The sequence below is a fragment of the Parabacteroides sp. An277 genome, from assembly GCF_002159645.1.
In the GTDB taxonomy this organism is placed as follows: Bacteria; Bacteroidota; Bacteroidia; order Bacteroidales; family Tannerellaceae; genus Parabacteroides.
The window spans coordinates 14,966-31,040 of sequence record NZ_NFJB01000002.1; the positions used below are offsets into that span (position 1 = coordinate 14,966).

The window sequence follows — 16,075 nt, forward strand, 5'->3', positions numbered from 1 at the left end:
TAAAATTATGACTCTTTATCCTCAATTAATTCTGGATGCGCTCAAGACCGTGCGTTATCCGGGTACAGGCAAAGATTTGGTCGAGATGGGCATGGTAGAAGACAACATCCGTATTGACGGCATGAACGTCACCTTTTCTTTGCTCTTCGACAAACCGAACGATCCTTTTATCCGCTCGGTGGTAAAAGCTGCCGAAACGGCTATCCTTACGTATGTCAGTCCGGATGTTAATATCCGAAACAACATCACCGTCAAAGCACGCCAGTTGGCTCGCCCCGAACCAGACAAACTCTTACCCGAAGTGAAGAATATCATCGCTGTATCGTCGGGTAAAGGTGGTGTGGGCAAAAGTACCGTAGCGGCCAACCTCGCGGTTGCATTGGCTCAACTGGGGTATAAAGTCGGATTGCTGGATGCCGATATCTTCGGTCCTTCTCAGCCCAAGATGTTTCACCTCGAAGACGCACGTCCTTACATGGTAGAAGTGGATGGCCGCGAACTGATTGAACCAGCTGAAAACTATGGCGTGAAAATGCTTTCCATCGGCTTCTTTGTCAATAAGGAGGATGCCGTTCTTTGGCGTGGGGCAATGGCCAGCAATGCCTTGAAGCAATTAATTGGCGATGCGAATTGGGGAGATTTGGATTATTTCCTCATCGACCTTCCTCCTGGCACAAGCGACATTCATCTCACGATGGTGCAGACGCTCGCCATTACCGGCACCATTGTCGTCAGCACACCGCAAGAAGTGGCCTTAGCCGACGCCCGCAAAGGTATTAGCATGTTTACAGGCGAAAAGGTAAACGTCCCGGTGTTGGGTTTAATTGAAAATATGGCTTGGTTCACGCCGGCAGAATTACCTCACAACCGGTATTATATCTTCGGTAAAGAGGGTTGCAAACGGTTAGCGGAAGAGCTGCACGTCCCGCTCCTGGGCCAAATTCCGATTGTGCAAAGCATTTGCGAAGGAGGCGATAATGGCCAACCTGTCGCGTTGAACCCGGACAGCCTGACCGGCGCCGCTTTCCGAGACCTGGCAGCCAACCTGGTGGAGCAAATCGATTATCGAAATGCTCATCTGGCACCGACACAACGGGTCCATGTGACGAAGAAATAATGCTATACACAAAGACTTAGAGGCACGGAACTTTCTTTTTAGGGAGAAAGCTCCCTGCTTCTGGCTTTCATCTCTCCCGCGTAATAGCCACATAATTCCGATACAACCAATCCTCATTTTCCTGCGAAGGTTCTAAATCAATGGTCTGGAGAGGCGAAAAGGTTATCAAATTATTCATGTAGCGCGACAAATAATCAATGTTGCCCATGTTTATTATATTCTTCTCAGTCCACAATCTCAGCAAATTACCCATGGATTTATATACCTCAGGCGAAAGCAATAATTTGAAAACATCCAATTTCTCTGGAGAGTAACGCACCTTCACATTGTCACCATCTACAATGATTAACCCAACGCTCAAACGTTCCGATATTTCCGGGCGAATTACACCATAAATAATGCTGTATGAAAACTTATCTTTCTTCATGCTTGAAAATTCTGTATTAAACAATCTTTAAAATTCGACCATACTTCATCTAACCAAATAGAGTCAAATAGTTCGTGTAATTTATGTTCAACTAACGATATACGCACATTCCACTCAGCAGGTATAGAGTGTAAGATAAAATCAACGCATTCATAACTTTCTTTGATATTAACTCTATAATATGCCTCCATTTCATTTATCATTTTTCCTAATTGCACATCATTAGCATTCCTTTTCAAATGATGGAAAATATCCGCATATAGGATTGTATCTGTAGGCATCAATTGCGAAAGTGGATACTCGAAAGTCGAAGTATTGAATATACCTCCATAATCGATGGATATTAATGTACGATTCTGCATATCGTACAACAAATTAGCATTATTATACGTTCTATCTTCATTCGCTATCCAAAAGTCGAACAATGCGATTTTCAATAACTGCAACCACGTATTCAAATTGTTTTCTATCTCAATATACGTAGACGAAGTAACATCCATGACCCCTTGTAATTCTAAATATCCCCAACAAGGTGCGGACAAGTTTCGCGGTGTTTGTATTGCCGCCCAATGCTCCGTCTTTATTTGCACAAAAGCACAAGGAGGAGAAGCAATCTTCCATGCTTTGACAAACAAAGCCCCCACCAACTCGCTTACCAATTTGTACGCCGCCGAGGAGGAACGCATATACTTGCAGATATAGGCATTCATATCTGAGCATGTAACCAATACGGGTAATTCGCCAGTGTCATACTGCTTTTCTATTTCCTTTATACTATATAATTGGGGTATCACCATAAGCCGACCTTTCTTCCGCCACAAATTTAGTAAATATTCCGTCCCTCTGCAACATTCTTCCATATTGCGCTTGTATACAAAAACATAGTTTTAATCGTTGGAAACTACGGTATCTTTTGCGTTTAAAACCGGTTTTTATCCTCCAAACCCTGGGGTTTCGTCCTCGAATCCCCTGCTTTCGGATAAGAACTCGAATTTTTTTCTTTAAATCTCTTGCTATTTCATTTTTCCTCCTTACCTTTGCATCGATTCCGCAGCGAATGGGGTTTCGCCTTAGGGAATCGATGAAATATTGACAAGCATTTTACGAAGATTATTCCAACTTTGAAATCTGGTAAATTTCTAACACAACGGAATAATGGACAATAAATGCTTGCGTGTAGTACAGATTATTTGTGGGGTTTCCTATACCATATTATATGATATGGTCAGATGGAGATTAAAAATATAATCGTATAAAGCGCGGGCTTTGTTCTATTGTTGTTGTGTGGGCTTACCAGAGCCTCAAAGTTGACAATAGTAACAAGCCCGCTTTTTTATGCCTGTTCATAAACTTATCGAGTTTGTTAGCATTCGTAAAATCGAAGAATGACAATCACTTTATTATTAATATTTAAAAGTTTAAGTTTTATGAACAAAAAATTATCTCTGATGCTGGCTGCTTTCGTGGCAGCCGGTTATTCTCTGACGGCAGAGGCAGGAGTAATTAAGGTGACAGGTCCGGTAACAAACCAATCTTTCATTATTGCTTCTGCAGAACTGGGTACAGAGAATGCAAAAGTATTGGTATCGGAAGATGGTACATTGAAAGCTGTAGATAAGACATTAGCTGATTTTGCTACAGCAAATGCTGAAAATTCTGCAGATTATCTCTTTGAATTTACAAAAACAAGTTCAAAATGGTATGTGACTCAAGGAGAGAGCTACATCAGATGGACAAACACAAATTTTGCATTAGGAGCCAACAGTAGTCAAGCTGATTTGACTTGGAATGCGAAGAATGGTTTGGGCTATAGTGCAAGTGGAACAACTAGGTATATTGCTCCTGCAGAAGAAAGTGGATATTCGGGAAGTGCTACACCTCTTTCTTTATATGCCATTTCTGCAAACGTTGCTGATGTAGAAGAACCTGCTTTCTTTAAGGTAGGCGATGAATTCTTGGTAATCTCTACAAATGCAGCAGGTGAAGCTGAAGTTGTATTGATGAATGCAACAGAATTGGAAATACATCTGGCTACTAATCCTATTGAGTCTGCTCAATGGACGGTTAAAGATGGTATTGTAACATCAGCTATGCCTGAATTAACAGCCAAGAACATTGCTGGTTTTGAGGAAGGTGTATTCACTTTAGGCGAAACAGGCGAAGTTGTTTCTGTATACAATAATAAATTGTATGTAGGTCAGGCAGCAACTGATGCGGCATCTGCAACGTCAGGTGTAGCAGAAACAGGCGTGGTAGCTCCAACAGGAATTGTTTCGTTTGAAGTTGGCGGTACTTTCTTATTGAAGGTAGGCAATGAGACTGATGTGGTTGCACAAGACAAGAGCTCTAATGCTACATTAGGCGAAGCTGCTGACAATGCTTACTGGACGATTTCGGAAGACAAGAAGAATCCGGGTGTTTACAAATTCACGAACAATGAGAATGTAGAGTTGTCTATCGATGATGTTTATGAATTTAAGATTGAAAGCGTAGGAAACGCTTATAATGCTTTCTATTTGATAGATGCTAAAGATGAAGGCAGAGCTGTTAAGTATGACGCTACAACTCAAACATTCTCTTGGGTTTCTATCTCAGAAGGTGGTGCTTCAGCCTTCGGCGTAGCCATCGTAGCTTCTTCAGCTTACAATGCACAAGAGTTGGCAGATAAGACGGGCGACGGCTTCTATATGACATTGAAGAACAATGATACAGATAAGGCTACTACAAACTTGCAAGGTAATCCGTTTGTAGGCAAGTTGCGTCCGGTTTATCCTGTAGATAAGGATGGTAAAAAGGTTGCTGCGAATTCTGGTAGTGTGGCTGGCTTTAAGGCTTATTCTGCAGATGATAACAATGCGGCTAATTACGAAGAATATCTGTTGGCTAACGAAAGTGGCATCATCGTATTGGATTTGGATGAAGATCATAAGTGGTCTGTAGAAGGTATTAATGAATTCAATGGTGCTGGCGGCGGATTCAAGTTCAAGACTTTCTCGAATGCCGATATGGTTGCTATCTTGAATGCGAAGAGTGGCGATGATGCTTATGAGACGAAACAAAATGTAGCTTATACATTTACAATTACTTATAAGGATTCTCATAAGCAGGATATCGATTTGATTAAAGTGAAGGGAGTTTCTCCTGCCAATAATCGGAATGAATATCGTGTTATCTCTTACAATAATGCTTCTGGCTACTTCTTGTCTGCTGGTTTAATGGGCGTTGGTAATCCTGTATACGCTGTATTCGGAAGCCCAGCTATGGTTCAGACTACAGACGCAGAGAACAACCCGTTGCTGAATAAGTATGTCAACATCACCTTGAAGACTTCGAATGCTCGCAATAACAACAAAGTGATTGCCATGAATGAAGATGGCAATGTTGCTGCTGTTCAGGCAAGCAAGTTCTTGTTCAGCAAACCGGAAGGACAATGGGCTGTAACGGCTACAGAGGCTACAGTTGATGAAGAGACGGAAGCTGAAGATAGCTATGCATTTACTTTCACGAACCGCGAATCGGGCAAATCGTTCCAAGTAGAAAATATGTACTACTTAGGCGACAACCAGTATGCTGTATATTATAACGGTAGTGCGAAGTTCAGCGGTTATGGAAGCGCAGCTACGCGTGATACATTGATCATCGCTCCTTCTGCCGCTTCTGAATTGAAGAACGACCGCGTTCAGATGGACGGTTATGCAAACTTCAAGGCTGAAGATGTATTGGATACGCAATATCGTTTGGCAGTAGCTTCTACGGAAGAAACGGACTTCTACGTAACTGAAAACCATTCAGGCAAGCACTTACTGGGCTTGACGAAGGAAGTCGGTGACGCTGCTACTTGGAGCTTGGTTCCGATGACGGCTGCCAGAACTTACAATACATTCGGTGGCGTGAAAACTCCGACAGACTCTGTATATGTATTCAATACAGTAGGTTACTACGATTCGAAGGACAAGTATCAGGAAGCAACGGATACATTGGCAATGGTAAGCTATGTACTGCAGAATACGAAGAACGGTGAATACCTGACTTACGAAAATCCGCAGACATTGGATATCTTGTCGATGATTTGCGACCCGAACTCAACTACTTCGTCTACGAAGGATTTGAAAGAGGCTTATCGCTTTGTATTGAAGGAAAAGCAAAATGGTCTGTACAATGTGTTAGGTATCAAATACAATGAAAAGAATCATTGCTACACATTGAACTTGGATAACAAGTTGTATGGCGCAACGACTACTAAGCAGGGTGCTGTAGAAGTTGAATTGGCTTACGACCAAGTAAATTCGAACGACTTGTTCGACCTTCAGATTGTGGATGCTCCGGAATACAAGTTGTTAGACCGTGGCGATACGATCCGTCTGTTCCGCGAAGAAAACGATTACGAAGTGATGTACGAAAACGGCCAGTTCTTGAACTTGGGCAACATTGCACAGATTACGGATATGGCTCCGGCCCTCTACGTGGATACGGCTTACGTGAACCGTGGTCACAACAACCGCTACCAGTATTTGTTGGTTGTCAATCCGAAGTATGTGCCTGAATTGCCTTGCGACATTCCTGGACACCCGGCTGTTCATCCGGATACTACTTACGGACGCTTCTTGGTGAACATGATCGATACGGCTTATGTAGCTTATACAAAGGGTGCTATCCATACGAACAAGTACATCAACGAAGAAGAGGTTGACGAACCGTATGCTAAGTTATCATTCGTTTATGGTTTCCATACGGGCGACAAGCTCTATATCACAGACGAAAACTACCAGAAGTCAAACAACCCGGCCGATGTAATCGACCTCAGCACACGCGACTTCAACGTAGCTAAGTTCGCATTCCGTTATGTGAATTCGATCAACGAAGGCGAAGAAAGCGCATTCAAGATCCAGACAGGTTACTATGACTACAATAGTTACATTGCAAACGACAAGCGTCCGAGCGTCGCAGAAGATGGTTATTTGAAGACTGTCAATGGTGTAGTAGTAGTTGCTAAAGGTTACACGAAGGGTGAAGAATTCAACTTGACAGCTGAGGCTTCTGACCCGACAGCTAACGAGACAATCACCGCTGAAGGTGCAGTTTCAGTAGTTGCTACTGACGGTGCCGTAACCATCAAGGGTGCGGAAGGCAAGAACGTAGTGATTGCTACTATCTTGGGTAAGGTTGTCGCTAACGAGACAATCAACTCGGATAATGAGACGATCGCAGTTCCGGCTGGTATCGCAGTGGTATCGGTAGACGGCGAATCGTTCAAGGTAGTCGTTAAATAATTGACAATTGACAGGTGACAATTGACAATTATCCATTGAACAAAGTTCATAACATTATAAATTTAAGTTGTTAATAAATAGTTAATAAGCTGCATCAGCCCCTCGCGAGAGTCGCCGCAGCCAAAGAAATACGTTAGTATTAATATTAGTAGAAAATTCTATTCAAGGCGCTCCCTTCTGGGAAGACCGGAGCGTAAAACTCTTAAGAGCCTCTTTTCGGTTTCGGCCGAGAAGGGGCTTTTTAGTTGCCTATTAGAACCATAGGACGGTTAGCCTCAGCACCGCCACACGGTTAGCCTCAGCACCGCCACACGGTTAGCCTCAGCACCGTCGCATGGTTAGCCTCAGCACTGCCACACGGTTAGCCTCAGCACTGCCACACGGTTAGCCTCGGAACATTTTCCGGAGGTATCGAACGTAGGCCTACGTTCGGAGGTGACGTAGTACTATGTGGTGACCCAACGTAGCGTTACGTCTGCATCGAACGTAGTACTACGTCTGGTATCGACGCAAATATTAAGGTTTGTTTGGAGGGCTTCTGATGCAAAGTAAAAATAAGGTGTGTCATAATGGGTATATGGCACACTGAACACCGATTAAACAGATAACCACAGATTTATTTAGTTATAATCAATAAAAAAGAATCTGCGGTCATCTGTTAAATCTGCGTCCTCTGTGTGCCATTTCCTATTTTGACACAGCCCCTGAAATATGAACTAAGGACAGGGCGGCCGAAGGGAAGGCATCCCCATCAGGCGTTGGGAGAGACCTTTCGACTCCGTTCCAGGTGGCACAAGGGGAAAAGCAAGGCACCGCAAAGAGCCGTTTAAGCTGCGTTTCACAACAATTTAGGCAAACAATTTGCGATATTAAAAGAATAAACCTATTTTTGCAGCCTCAATTGAGAATTGAATAATTAATTAAATACATCATTCAGAATGAACGTTTCTTTTGTAGAAAAAGACCCTACGTGGGGTCTTATTAGATTGGACATTGTAAAGAACGACTATGCGGCAGCCGTAGAGGCAAAATTACGCACGGCTCGCCGTCGGGCAAATGTACCGGGTTTCCGCGTCGGGATGGTTCCGATGGGGATGATTAAGAAAATGTACGGCAAAAGCCTTTTATTGGAAGAGATTAACCGTTTGGTATCCGAAAACTTGTTCAAGTATGTAAAAGATACGAATCTTCCTATCCTTGGCGAACCGATGCCAAGCGAAGCTGAACCTTCTAACGTGGATTTGGACACGCAAGAAGATTTCACCTTCAACTTCGACGTCATTCTTTACCCCAGACTCAATATTGCATTGGGCAAAGAAGACACGCTGACGTATTACAAAGTGAATATCGACGACGATATGCTGAATAAGCAAGTAGAAGCTTATGCAGCCAACTTCGGTTCGTATGAGAAGGTAGACGAAGCGGAAGAAAAGGACTTGGTGAAGGGTACTATCGCCGAATTGGAAAACGGCACTCCGAAAGAGGGCGGCATCGTGGTAGAAAACGCCGTGTTGATGCCTCAATATATCAAAAACGACGAAGAGAAAGCCAAATTCATCGGGGCAAAGACAAACTCGGTGATTGTCTTCAATCCGCACAAGGCGTTCAACGGTTCTGAACCGGAAATCGCCAGCTTCTTGCGCGTAAAGAAGGAACAGGTGGCTGAATTGACAGGCGACTTTAGCTTCGAAATCAAAGAAATCACGCGCCATAAGAATGCGGAACTGAACCAGGAACTGTTCGACAAGGTATTCGGCGAAAACGTCGTTACCAGCGAAGAAGAGTTTAAAAACAACATCCGCGAAGCCCTGGAAGAGCAATTCACTCCGCAGAGCGACTACAAGTTCTTGAATGACGCACGCCCCTTGTTAATGCAAAAAGCAGGCGACATCAAGTTGGCAGACAACCTCCTATTGCGTTGGTTGAAGCTGACGAACGAAAAGGCAACTGAAGAAGCGTTGGAAAGAGACTATTACGAATCCAGCCGCGACGCCTTGCTTTACGACATCCTCCGAAACAGCTTGGTGAGCCAAGCCAATATTCAAGTAAACGATGAGGATATCGACGAATATGCTAAGCGCGTAGCTAAAGCTCAATTCGCACAATACGGCATGCTGTCTGTTCCGGAAGACGTCTTAGACAACTATGCCAAGGAAATGTTGAAGAACAGACAAACGATGGAAAACATCAAAGAACGTGCGAAAGATGAGAAGTTGGCTACTTGGATGAAGGAACAAGTTTCATTGGACCTCAAACTGCTTTCCGCAGAAGAATTCGCTAAATTATTTGCTTAAAGTGCGTCAAACACACTGATAAAAAAGACAAAAAATAGCAAAAAAGGGATTTCCTCCTGAGAAAAGTAGCTTAACGGACAAAATAAATTGTTCCATTCGAAAATTTATTTATAACTTTGTTATCCGTTGGGCGAAGAAGGAGAAAATCCCTTTCTTATGTCTTAACGACGGACAACTACATTAATACATATATTATAATATGGATGATTTCAGAAAATATGCAACCCGGCATTTAGGGATGAGCGGGACAGCACTGGATAGTTATATGAATCACATGAACATTACCAGCAGCTACATTTCGCCGACCATTATCGAAGAACGGCAGCTGAACGTAGCACAGATGGATGTGTTCTCCCGCTTGATGATGGACCGCATCATCTTCTTGGGCACGCAGATTGACGACTACACGGCCAATGTAATCCAAGCCCAATTACTGTACTTGGATTCGAGCGATCCTGGAAAAGATATTTCAATTTATATCAATTCGCCGGGAGGCTCTGTCTATGCAGGTTATGGCATTTACGATACGATGCAATTCATCGGGTCAGACGTATCGACGATTTGTACCGGCATGGCCGCCTCGATGGCCTCTGTTTTGTTGGTGGCTGGGACAAAAGGAAAACGATATGCCTTAAAACATTCACGCGTCATGATCCACCAACCGTTGGGTGGCGCACAAGGACAAGCTTCCGATATCGAAATTACCGCGCGGGAGATTTTAAAAATAAAGAAAGAATTATATACCATCATTTCCGAACACTCCGGGAAACCATTCGAAGAGGTAGAACGAGATAGCGACCGCGACTTCTGGATGACCGCTGAAGAGGCGAAAGCGTATGGTATGATAGATGAAATCTTGACTCGAAAATAACTTAAAAAGAAAGGAATATATGGCCAAAGCAGGCGATACGTGTTCGTTTTGTGGACGTAGTAGTCGGGATGTCAAACTGTTGATAAACGGAATCAACGGAGCCATCTGCGACGATTGCGCCGCACAAGCGTACGAAATAGTAAAAGAACAATTCGGGAAGAAAAAGTCGACATTAGACCTTGACCGAAATGAATTACCCAAACCGGAAGAGATTAAAGCGTTTTTAGACCAATATGTCATTGGGCAGGACGATGCCAAACGCTATTTATCGGTTTCCGTCTACAACCACTATAAACGTTTGCTCCAAGAGGAAACGGATGATGATGTAGAAATCGAGAAGTCAAACATCATCATGGTCGGGTCGACAGGTACAGGGAAAACGCTGTTGGCCCGTACGATAGCCAAACTTTTGCATGTCCCTTTTGCCATTGTGGATGCCACGGTGCTTACACAAGCAGGATATGTAGGAGAAGATATAGAAAGTATCTTGACACGTTTATTGCAAGCGGCCGATTATGATGTAGACTCCGCTGAACGTGGCATTGTGTTTATCGACGAAATCGATAAGATAGCACGTAAAGGCGACAACCCTTCCATCACACGCGATGTAAGTGGAGAAGGTGTCCAACAAGGCTTATTAAAATTACTGGAAGGTTCCGTAGTGAACGTACCGCCCCAGGGAGGACGCAAACATCCGGAGCAGAAAATGATACCAGTCAATACAAAGAATATTCTGTTTATTTGCGGAGGGGCTTTTGATGGTATAGAAAAGAAAATCGCGCAACGTTTGAATACGCGCGTAGTGGGCTATGCCGCCAGCAAAGATACCGCACAAGTCGACCGAAGCAATATGTTGAAATATATTACGCCAACGGATTTAAAATCGTTCGGATTGATTCCAGAGATTATTGGACGATTACCGCTTTTGACCTATTTAAATCCGTTAGACCGAGAAGCATTGCGGAATATTTTGACAGAACCGAAAAATTCAATCATCAAACAATATATCAAGTTGTTTGCCATGGACGGCATTCAGTTAAGTTTTGATGAGGATGTATATGAATTTATCGTAGATAAGGCATTGGAGTTCAAGTTAGGGGCACGTGGTTTGCGTTCGATTGTAGAAGCTATCATGATGGACGCAATGTTTAAGATGCCTTCAGAAGATAAAAAAGAACTCCGCGTAACTCTCGAATATGCAAAAGAGGAATTCAATAAAACGGATGTAAATCGATTGCAAGTAGCAGGATGATAAGACGAAAAACCTATTTCTAATCATGTTTTTAGTATGGCAAAAAAAGATTATTTGACAGAAGCGTTAAAGAGACATTTTGGTTTTGACACCTTTAAAGGGAATCAGAAAGCAATTATCGAAAATGTATTGGCAGGCAAGGATACATTTGTCTTAATGCCTACTGGCGGTGGTAAATCGTTGTGTTACCAATTGCCTTCATTGTTGATGGAAGGAACGGCCATCGTCGTTTCTCCCCTTATCGCTCTGATGAAAAATCAGGTAGATGCCATGCGGAATTTCAGTGAAGATGATGGAGTTGCGCATTTCATCAATTCTTCTTTGAGTAAAACAGCGATTGAACAGGTAAAAGACGATATTCTATCGGGAAAAACCAAATTGCTTTACGTCGCTCCGGAATCGCTGACGAAAGAGGATAATGTAGAATTCCTCCGCCAGGTGAAAATTTCATTTTATGCGGTAGATGAAGCACATTGCATTTCAGAATGGGGACATGATTTCCGTCCGGAGTATCGGCGAATCCGTCCTATTATCAATGAAATTGGGAAACGTCCGTTGATTGCCCTCACGGCAACAGCCACACCTAAAGTTCAACATGATATCCAAAAGAACTTAGGCATGTTGGATGCCACCGTGTTCAAGTCTTCTTTCAACCGAGAGAATTTGTATTACGAAGTACGTCCTAAAACAAACAATATCGACCGCGATATCATCAAATATATCAAAGCCAACGAAGGAAAATCTGGCATTATTTATTGCCTGAGCCGCAAGAAAGTAGAAGAATTTGCTGATATCCTAAAAGCAAATGGAATCAAGGCGTTGCCTTATCATGCAGGTATGGATTCGTCGGTACGTTCAGCCAATCAAGATGCTTTCTTATTGGAACAGGTCGATGTAATCGTGGCGACAATTGCTTTTGGTATGGGCATAGACAAACCAGACGTACGGTATGTAATCCATTATGACATACCCAAAAGTTTGGAAGGCTATTATCAGGAAACGGGACGTGCAGGGCGTGACGGCGGAGAAGGGAAATGTATCGCCTTTTATTCATATAAAGACTTGCAGAAGTTAGAGAAGTTCATGCAAGGGAAACCCGTAGCGGAACAAGAAATAGGGAAACAACTTTTATTAGAGACAGCGGCGTATGCGGAAACATCCGTTTGCCGTCGGAAAGTACTGCTACACTATTTCGGAGAAGAATATCCGGAAGAAAATTGTGGGAATTGTGATAACTGTTTGAATCCAAAGAAAAAAGTGGAAGCTAAGGAATTATTGTGTGCTGTACTGGAAACTATCAGTACGTTGAAAGAAAAGTTTAAAGCTGAATATATTGTCAATATGTTGACCGGAAACGAGACATCTGAAATCCAATCATACAAACATAATGAATTGGAGGTGTTCGGTTCTGGGCAAGACGAAGACGAAAAGACTTGGAATGCGGTCATTCGTCAAGCATTGATTGCAGGTTATCTAACGAAAGACATCGAAAATTATGGGTTATTGAAAATCTCTCCAAAGGGAAAAGAATTCATGAAAAAGCCGGTGTCGTTCAAAATTACTAAAGACAACGAATTTGAGGAGGAAGAAGAGGAAGTACCTGTTCGCGGAGGCGCTTCGTGTGCAGTTGATCCGGTGCTCTACTCTATGATGAAAGATTTGCGGAAGAAATTATCCAAACGATTACAAGTACCGCCTTATGTCATTTTCCAAGATCCTTCGTTGGAAGCAATGGCTACAACTTATCCGATTACGCTGGAAGAATTACAAAACATTCCGGGTGTCGGGTCTGGAAAAGCTAAACGCTATGGAAAGGAATTTGTCGAATTAATCAAGCGGCATGTCGAAGAAAATGAAATCGAACGTCCGGAAGATTTGCGCGTCCGTACGGTAGCAAACAAATCAAAATTGAAAGTATGGATTGTACAAAGTATCGACCGGAAAGTGGCATTAGATGATATTGCAGTATCCAAAGGACTTGAATTTCCAGAATTGTTGGATGAAATCGAAGCTATCGTGTATTCGGGGACGCGGATTAATATCGATTATTTCCTAAACGACGTAATGGACGAAGACCATATCGAAGATATTTATGAGTATTTCAAAGACTCCGAGACAGACGACTTGGAGGAAGCCATCGAGGAACTGGGCGGCGATTACACCGAAGAAGAAATTCGTTTGGTTCGCATTAAATTCCTTTCCGAAATGGGGAATTAATAAGTATAGTTGATAAAAAACGCTAATTTAACGGATTGATATACGATTTGCGTATTCAATCCGTTTTATTCTTTGTGAACAATAGCAACTAAAAGAAACTTGAATGAAAAAGTTCTTGATATCCACGTTACTTTTGGCAATTTGGGCCGGACATGCAGAATCTTTACCGGATTCTATCGCCATGATAGTGGGAGATAAAAAAGTATCTGTAGCCGAGTTTTTATTTTCCGCTGAGAAAAATGGAGAAACGAACTTGACAGATAAGAAAAATCTGGAGTCGTTTGTACAACTCTTTGGAAATTTCAAATTGAAGGTCGCCGATGCGGAAGCCCAAGGCTTAGACCAAACGCAGGCTTTCAAGGATGAATTAGATAAATACAAAGCCGAACTTCTTTCCAGCTATCTTTCTGACAAAGAAGCGGAAGAGGCTGTAGTCGCTCAAGAATATACACGCATGGGCGAATTATTGGATTTAAGCCATATTCTTTTCTTCCTTCCGGAACAAACGGTTTCAAAAGATACAGTTGCCGTTTATCAACGGGCACTCGAAGTGTATAACCGGATTCAAAGGGGAGAAGATTTGGAAAGCGTGGGGAAAGAACTTATGAAAGAAGACCCAAAGCATGTAGGGTACGAACATGTCCGCGCATTTGGTCCGATGAAGACTGTCAAAGCTTTCGAAGATAAAGTCTATGGTATGGCTGATGGAGCATTGTCGATGCCTTTCCGCACGAAGTTAGGTTTTCATATCGTCAAGCTGCATCGCCGGATACCCAATCCAGGACGGCGTGAGGTGGCACATATCCTCATCCCGTTTAAACAAGATTCGGTTGTTCGCTCAGACGAGGAGACACATCAATTAGCTGAATCCCTTTACCAACAAATCCAGCAAGGAGCCGATTTCGGAAAGCTGGCAAGACAATATTCGGCCGATAAAGCTTCGGCCCAAAAAGACGGACGGTTGCCTGTCTTCGGCTTGGGCGAAATGGTACAGGATTTCGAACGTGTCGCTTTTGCGTTGCAAGACACGGGCGAAGTTTCGGCTCCTTTTCGGACGCCGTTCGGCTACCACATCGTCAAACTGCTTCAAAAACTGGACGTACCGGCACTCAGCGACGTACAGAAACGTTGGCACCGCCAAATGGCACAGGGCGAATGGAATTTTGCCCTTTATAAAGGTTTCGACGACCGGCTGAAACAAGAATACCACTATACATTCTACCCGGAAGCATACGCCGAACTGCAAGCCTTGTGCGACGATTATTTCCCGACCGACAAAGCATTTTGGGAAAAAGCTGAGCCGCTAAACAAGACATTGGCACGCATCGACACGGTTGATTTCAAGCAAAACGAGTTTGCGGCCTATATCGTGCGTTGTCCCTTTTCGGTCAAAACCTATTCCGGCGATTTCATGCAGGAGGTGTACGATTTGTTCGTGCGCGAAATCCTGACGAACATGGAACGAAAAAATCTCCCTAAGAAACATCCCGAATATGAGCTGCTTTTGAACGAATACCGCGACGGCATCCTGCTGTTCAACATCAGCAACGATAAAATCTGGAACAAACCGATGGCCGAGCAAAAAGCATTGGAAGAAGCTTGGATTCAAGAACTGCGGGCGAAATATCCGGTCAAGGTGAATTGGAAGGCACTGGAAAAAGCGGTCAAATAACATCGGGAGGATACAGCGATGAAAGCGGTCGGACTTTTCCTGTGCGGAGTCTTGTTGATAGGTGGATGCAGTCGTCCTGTGTCCGTATCGGATACGCAAGGACTGGTCGTGAAGATGCACAACCGCAGCCTTTCGCGCGAGGCGCTGCAGCAGGCGTTACCCAAGCGGCTCTCGTCGACCGACAGCTTGATTTGGACGGAAAGTTACATCAAGCAATGGATAAAGGACGGGCTGGTCTACGACGTCGCGCTTCGAAACATGGACGACGAAACAAAGGCGGAAATCGACCGTTTAGTCGACTCATACCGCCGTTCACTCGTTCGCTACCGGTATCAGGAACAATTGGTGAAGGAACGGCTCTCCGCGCAGATTTCAGAAACGGAAAAGGAGGCATTTTATACTGCGAACCGCGAGGAATTCGTTTTGGACCATAGTATTATCAAAGGGTTGTTCTTGAAAGTTCCGCTTGGTGCTCCGAACCTTTCCGACGTAAAACGCTGGTATCGTTCGAAACACGAGGAGGCGGTCGAAAAGATTGAAAAGTACAGCGTACAGAACGCCGTCGTATATGAATACTTCTACGACAAGTGGGTCGATTTCGACGAAATCATGCTCAACATTCCGCAAACCATTGCTGACGAAGCGGCTTTCCTCCGCACTCATACCTATTTGGAAGCTGCTGACAGCTCGTTTTGCTACCTGCTCAACATTGACGAGTTCATTCCGAAGGGCGAAATCGCGCCTTACGAGTACGTCAAGCCGCAGGTATTCGAAATGTTGGTCAACCAGCGCAAAGTGGCCTTCCTGAAAAATTTCGAGGAGGAATTGTACGACGATGCCCTTCGTGCGGGCGACGTAGTTTTCATTCCCGAATGAATTTTAAGCAGATAAGGAAAAAGAATGCGTGGTGTTTTCAGAAATTAATGATATATTTGCAACCGCGTTCGAACGTCTG

The 16,075-nt window shown here is 43.6% G+C and carries 10 protein-coding genes; 8 read left to right on the forward strand and 2 right to left on the reverse strand.

Annotated features, from left to right (window positions below; genetic code table 11):
* Positions 1–7: 7 nt before the first annotated feature.
* Positions 8–1,117: an Mrp/NBP35 family ATP-binding protein gene (locus B5F77_RS01030; protein WP_087326728.1), complete on the forward strand. Its 1,110-nt coding sequence runs from the start codon at positions 8–10 to the stop codon at positions 1,115–1,117.
* Between the two features lie 67 nt (positions 1,118–1,184).
* On the opposite strand, the gene B5F77_RS01035 is transcribed toward B5F77_RS01030, so the two are convergent.
* Both B5F77_RS01035 and B5F77_RS01040 read right to left on the reverse strand, forming a co-directional pair.
* Positions 1,185–1,544, reverse strand: coding sequence for a hypothetical protein (locus B5F77_RS01035; protein WP_087326344.1), 360 nt, complete (start codon positions 1,542–1,544; stop codon positions 1,185–1,187).
* Positions 1,541–2,341 (reverse strand): HipA family kinase, encoded by an 801-nt coding sequence (locus B5F77_RS01040; RefSeq protein ID WP_140392786.1) that lies wholly within the window; start codon positions 2,339–2,341, stop codon positions 1,541–1,543. Before B5F77_RS01040 ends, B5F77_RS01035 begins: the two co-directional genes overlap by 4 nt.
* 630 nt (positions 2,342–2,971) lie before the next feature.
* Here B5F77_RS01040 and B5F77_RS01045 point away from each other — a divergent pair.
* The 7 genes from B5F77_RS01045 (at position 2,972) to B5F77_RS01075 (ending at position 15,996) form a co-directional block, all read left to right on the forward strand.
* Positions 2,972–6,814, forward strand: a complete 3,843-nt coding sequence (locus tag B5F77_RS01045) for a DUF6383 domain-containing protein (protein ID WP_087326350.1) — start codon at positions 2,972–2,974, stop codon at positions 6,812–6,814.
* Between the two features lie 938 nt (positions 6,815–7,752).
* Complete coding sequence (gene tig / locus B5F77_RS01050; protein WP_087326353.1) at positions 7,753–9,108, forward strand: trigger factor; 1,356 nt, start codon at positions 7,753–7,755, stop codon at positions 9,106–9,108.
* A gap of 199 nt (positions 9,109–9,307) precedes the next feature.
* Positions 9,308–9,979 carry an ATP-dependent Clp endopeptidase proteolytic subunit ClpP gene (clpP, locus tag B5F77_RS01055; protein WP_087326356.1) on the forward strand — a complete coding sequence of 224 codons (672 nt, stop codon included), beginning with the start codon at positions 9,308–9,310 and terminating at the stop codon, positions 9,977–9,979.
* A 19-nt stretch (positions 9,980–9,998) separates the two neighbouring features.
* Positions 9,999–11,231 (forward strand): ATP-dependent Clp protease ATP-binding subunit ClpX, encoded by a 1,233-nt coding sequence (gene clpX / locus B5F77_RS01060; RefSeq protein ID WP_087326359.1) that lies wholly within the window; start codon positions 9,999–10,001, stop codon positions 11,229–11,231.
* 36 nt (positions 11,232–11,267) lie between these two features.
* Positions 11,268–13,448 (forward strand): DNA helicase RecQ, encoded by a 2,181-nt coding sequence (gene recQ, locus B5F77_RS01065; RefSeq protein WP_087326364.1) that lies wholly within the window; start codon positions 11,268–11,270, stop codon positions 13,446–13,448.
* Positions 13,449–13,551: 103 nt separating this feature from the next.
* On the forward strand, positions 13,552–15,120 hold the full coding sequence (locus B5F77_RS01070; RefSeq protein ID WP_087326367.1) for a peptidylprolyl isomerase: 1,569 nt from the start codon (positions 13,552–13,554) through the stop codon (positions 15,118–15,120).
* Between the two features lie 18 nt (positions 15,121–15,138).
* The gene (locus B5F77_RS01075; RefSeq protein ID WP_087326370.1) at positions 15,139–15,996 is read left to right on the forward strand and encodes a peptidylprolyl isomerase; all 858 of its coding nucleotides are present in this window, start codon (positions 15,139–15,141) and stop codon (positions 15,994–15,996) included.
* Positions 15,997–16,075: the final 79 nt, after the last annotated feature.

What these genes read in the sequence shown, in the direction of transcription:
- B5F77_RS01030 (WP_087326728.1), top strand. Translation starts at nt 8, where the DNA reads ATGACTCTTTATCCTCAATTAATTCTGGATGCGCTCAAGACCGTGCGT.
- B5F77_RS01035 (WP_087326344.1), bottom strand. Translation starts at nt 1,544, where the DNA reads ATGAAGAAAGATAAGTTTTCATACAGCATTATTTATGGTGTAATTCGC.
- B5F77_RS01040 (WP_140392786.1), bottom strand. Translation starts at nt 2,341, where the DNA reads ATGGTGATACCCCAATTATATAGTATAAAGGAAATAGAAAAGCAGTAT.
- B5F77_RS01045 (WP_087326350.1), top strand. Translation starts at nt 2,972, where the DNA reads ATGAACAAAAAATTATCTCTGATGCTGGCTGCTTTCGTGGCAGCCGGT.
- tig (WP_087326353.1), top strand. Translation starts at nt 7,753, where the DNA reads ATGAACGTTTCTTTTGTAGAAAAAGACCCTACGTGGGGTCTTATTAGA.
- clpP (WP_087326356.1), top strand. Translation starts at nt 9,308, where the DNA reads ATGGATGATTTCAGAAAATATGCAACCCGGCATTTAGGGATGAGCGGG.
- clpX (WP_087326359.1), top strand. Translation starts at nt 9,999, where the DNA reads ATGGCCAAAGCAGGCGATACGTGTTCGTTTTGTGGACGTAGTAGTCGG.
- recQ (WP_087326364.1), top strand. Translation starts at nt 11,268, where the DNA reads ATGGCAAAAAAAGATTATTTGACAGAAGCGTTAAAGAGACATTTTGGT.
- B5F77_RS01070 (WP_087326367.1), top strand. Translation starts at nt 13,552, where the DNA reads ATGAAAAAGTTCTTGATATCCACGTTACTTTTGGCAATTTGGGCCGGA.
- B5F77_RS01075 (WP_087326370.1), top strand. Translation starts at nt 15,139, where the DNA reads ATGAAAGCGGTCGGACTTTTCCTGTGCGGAGTCTTGTTGATAGGTGGA.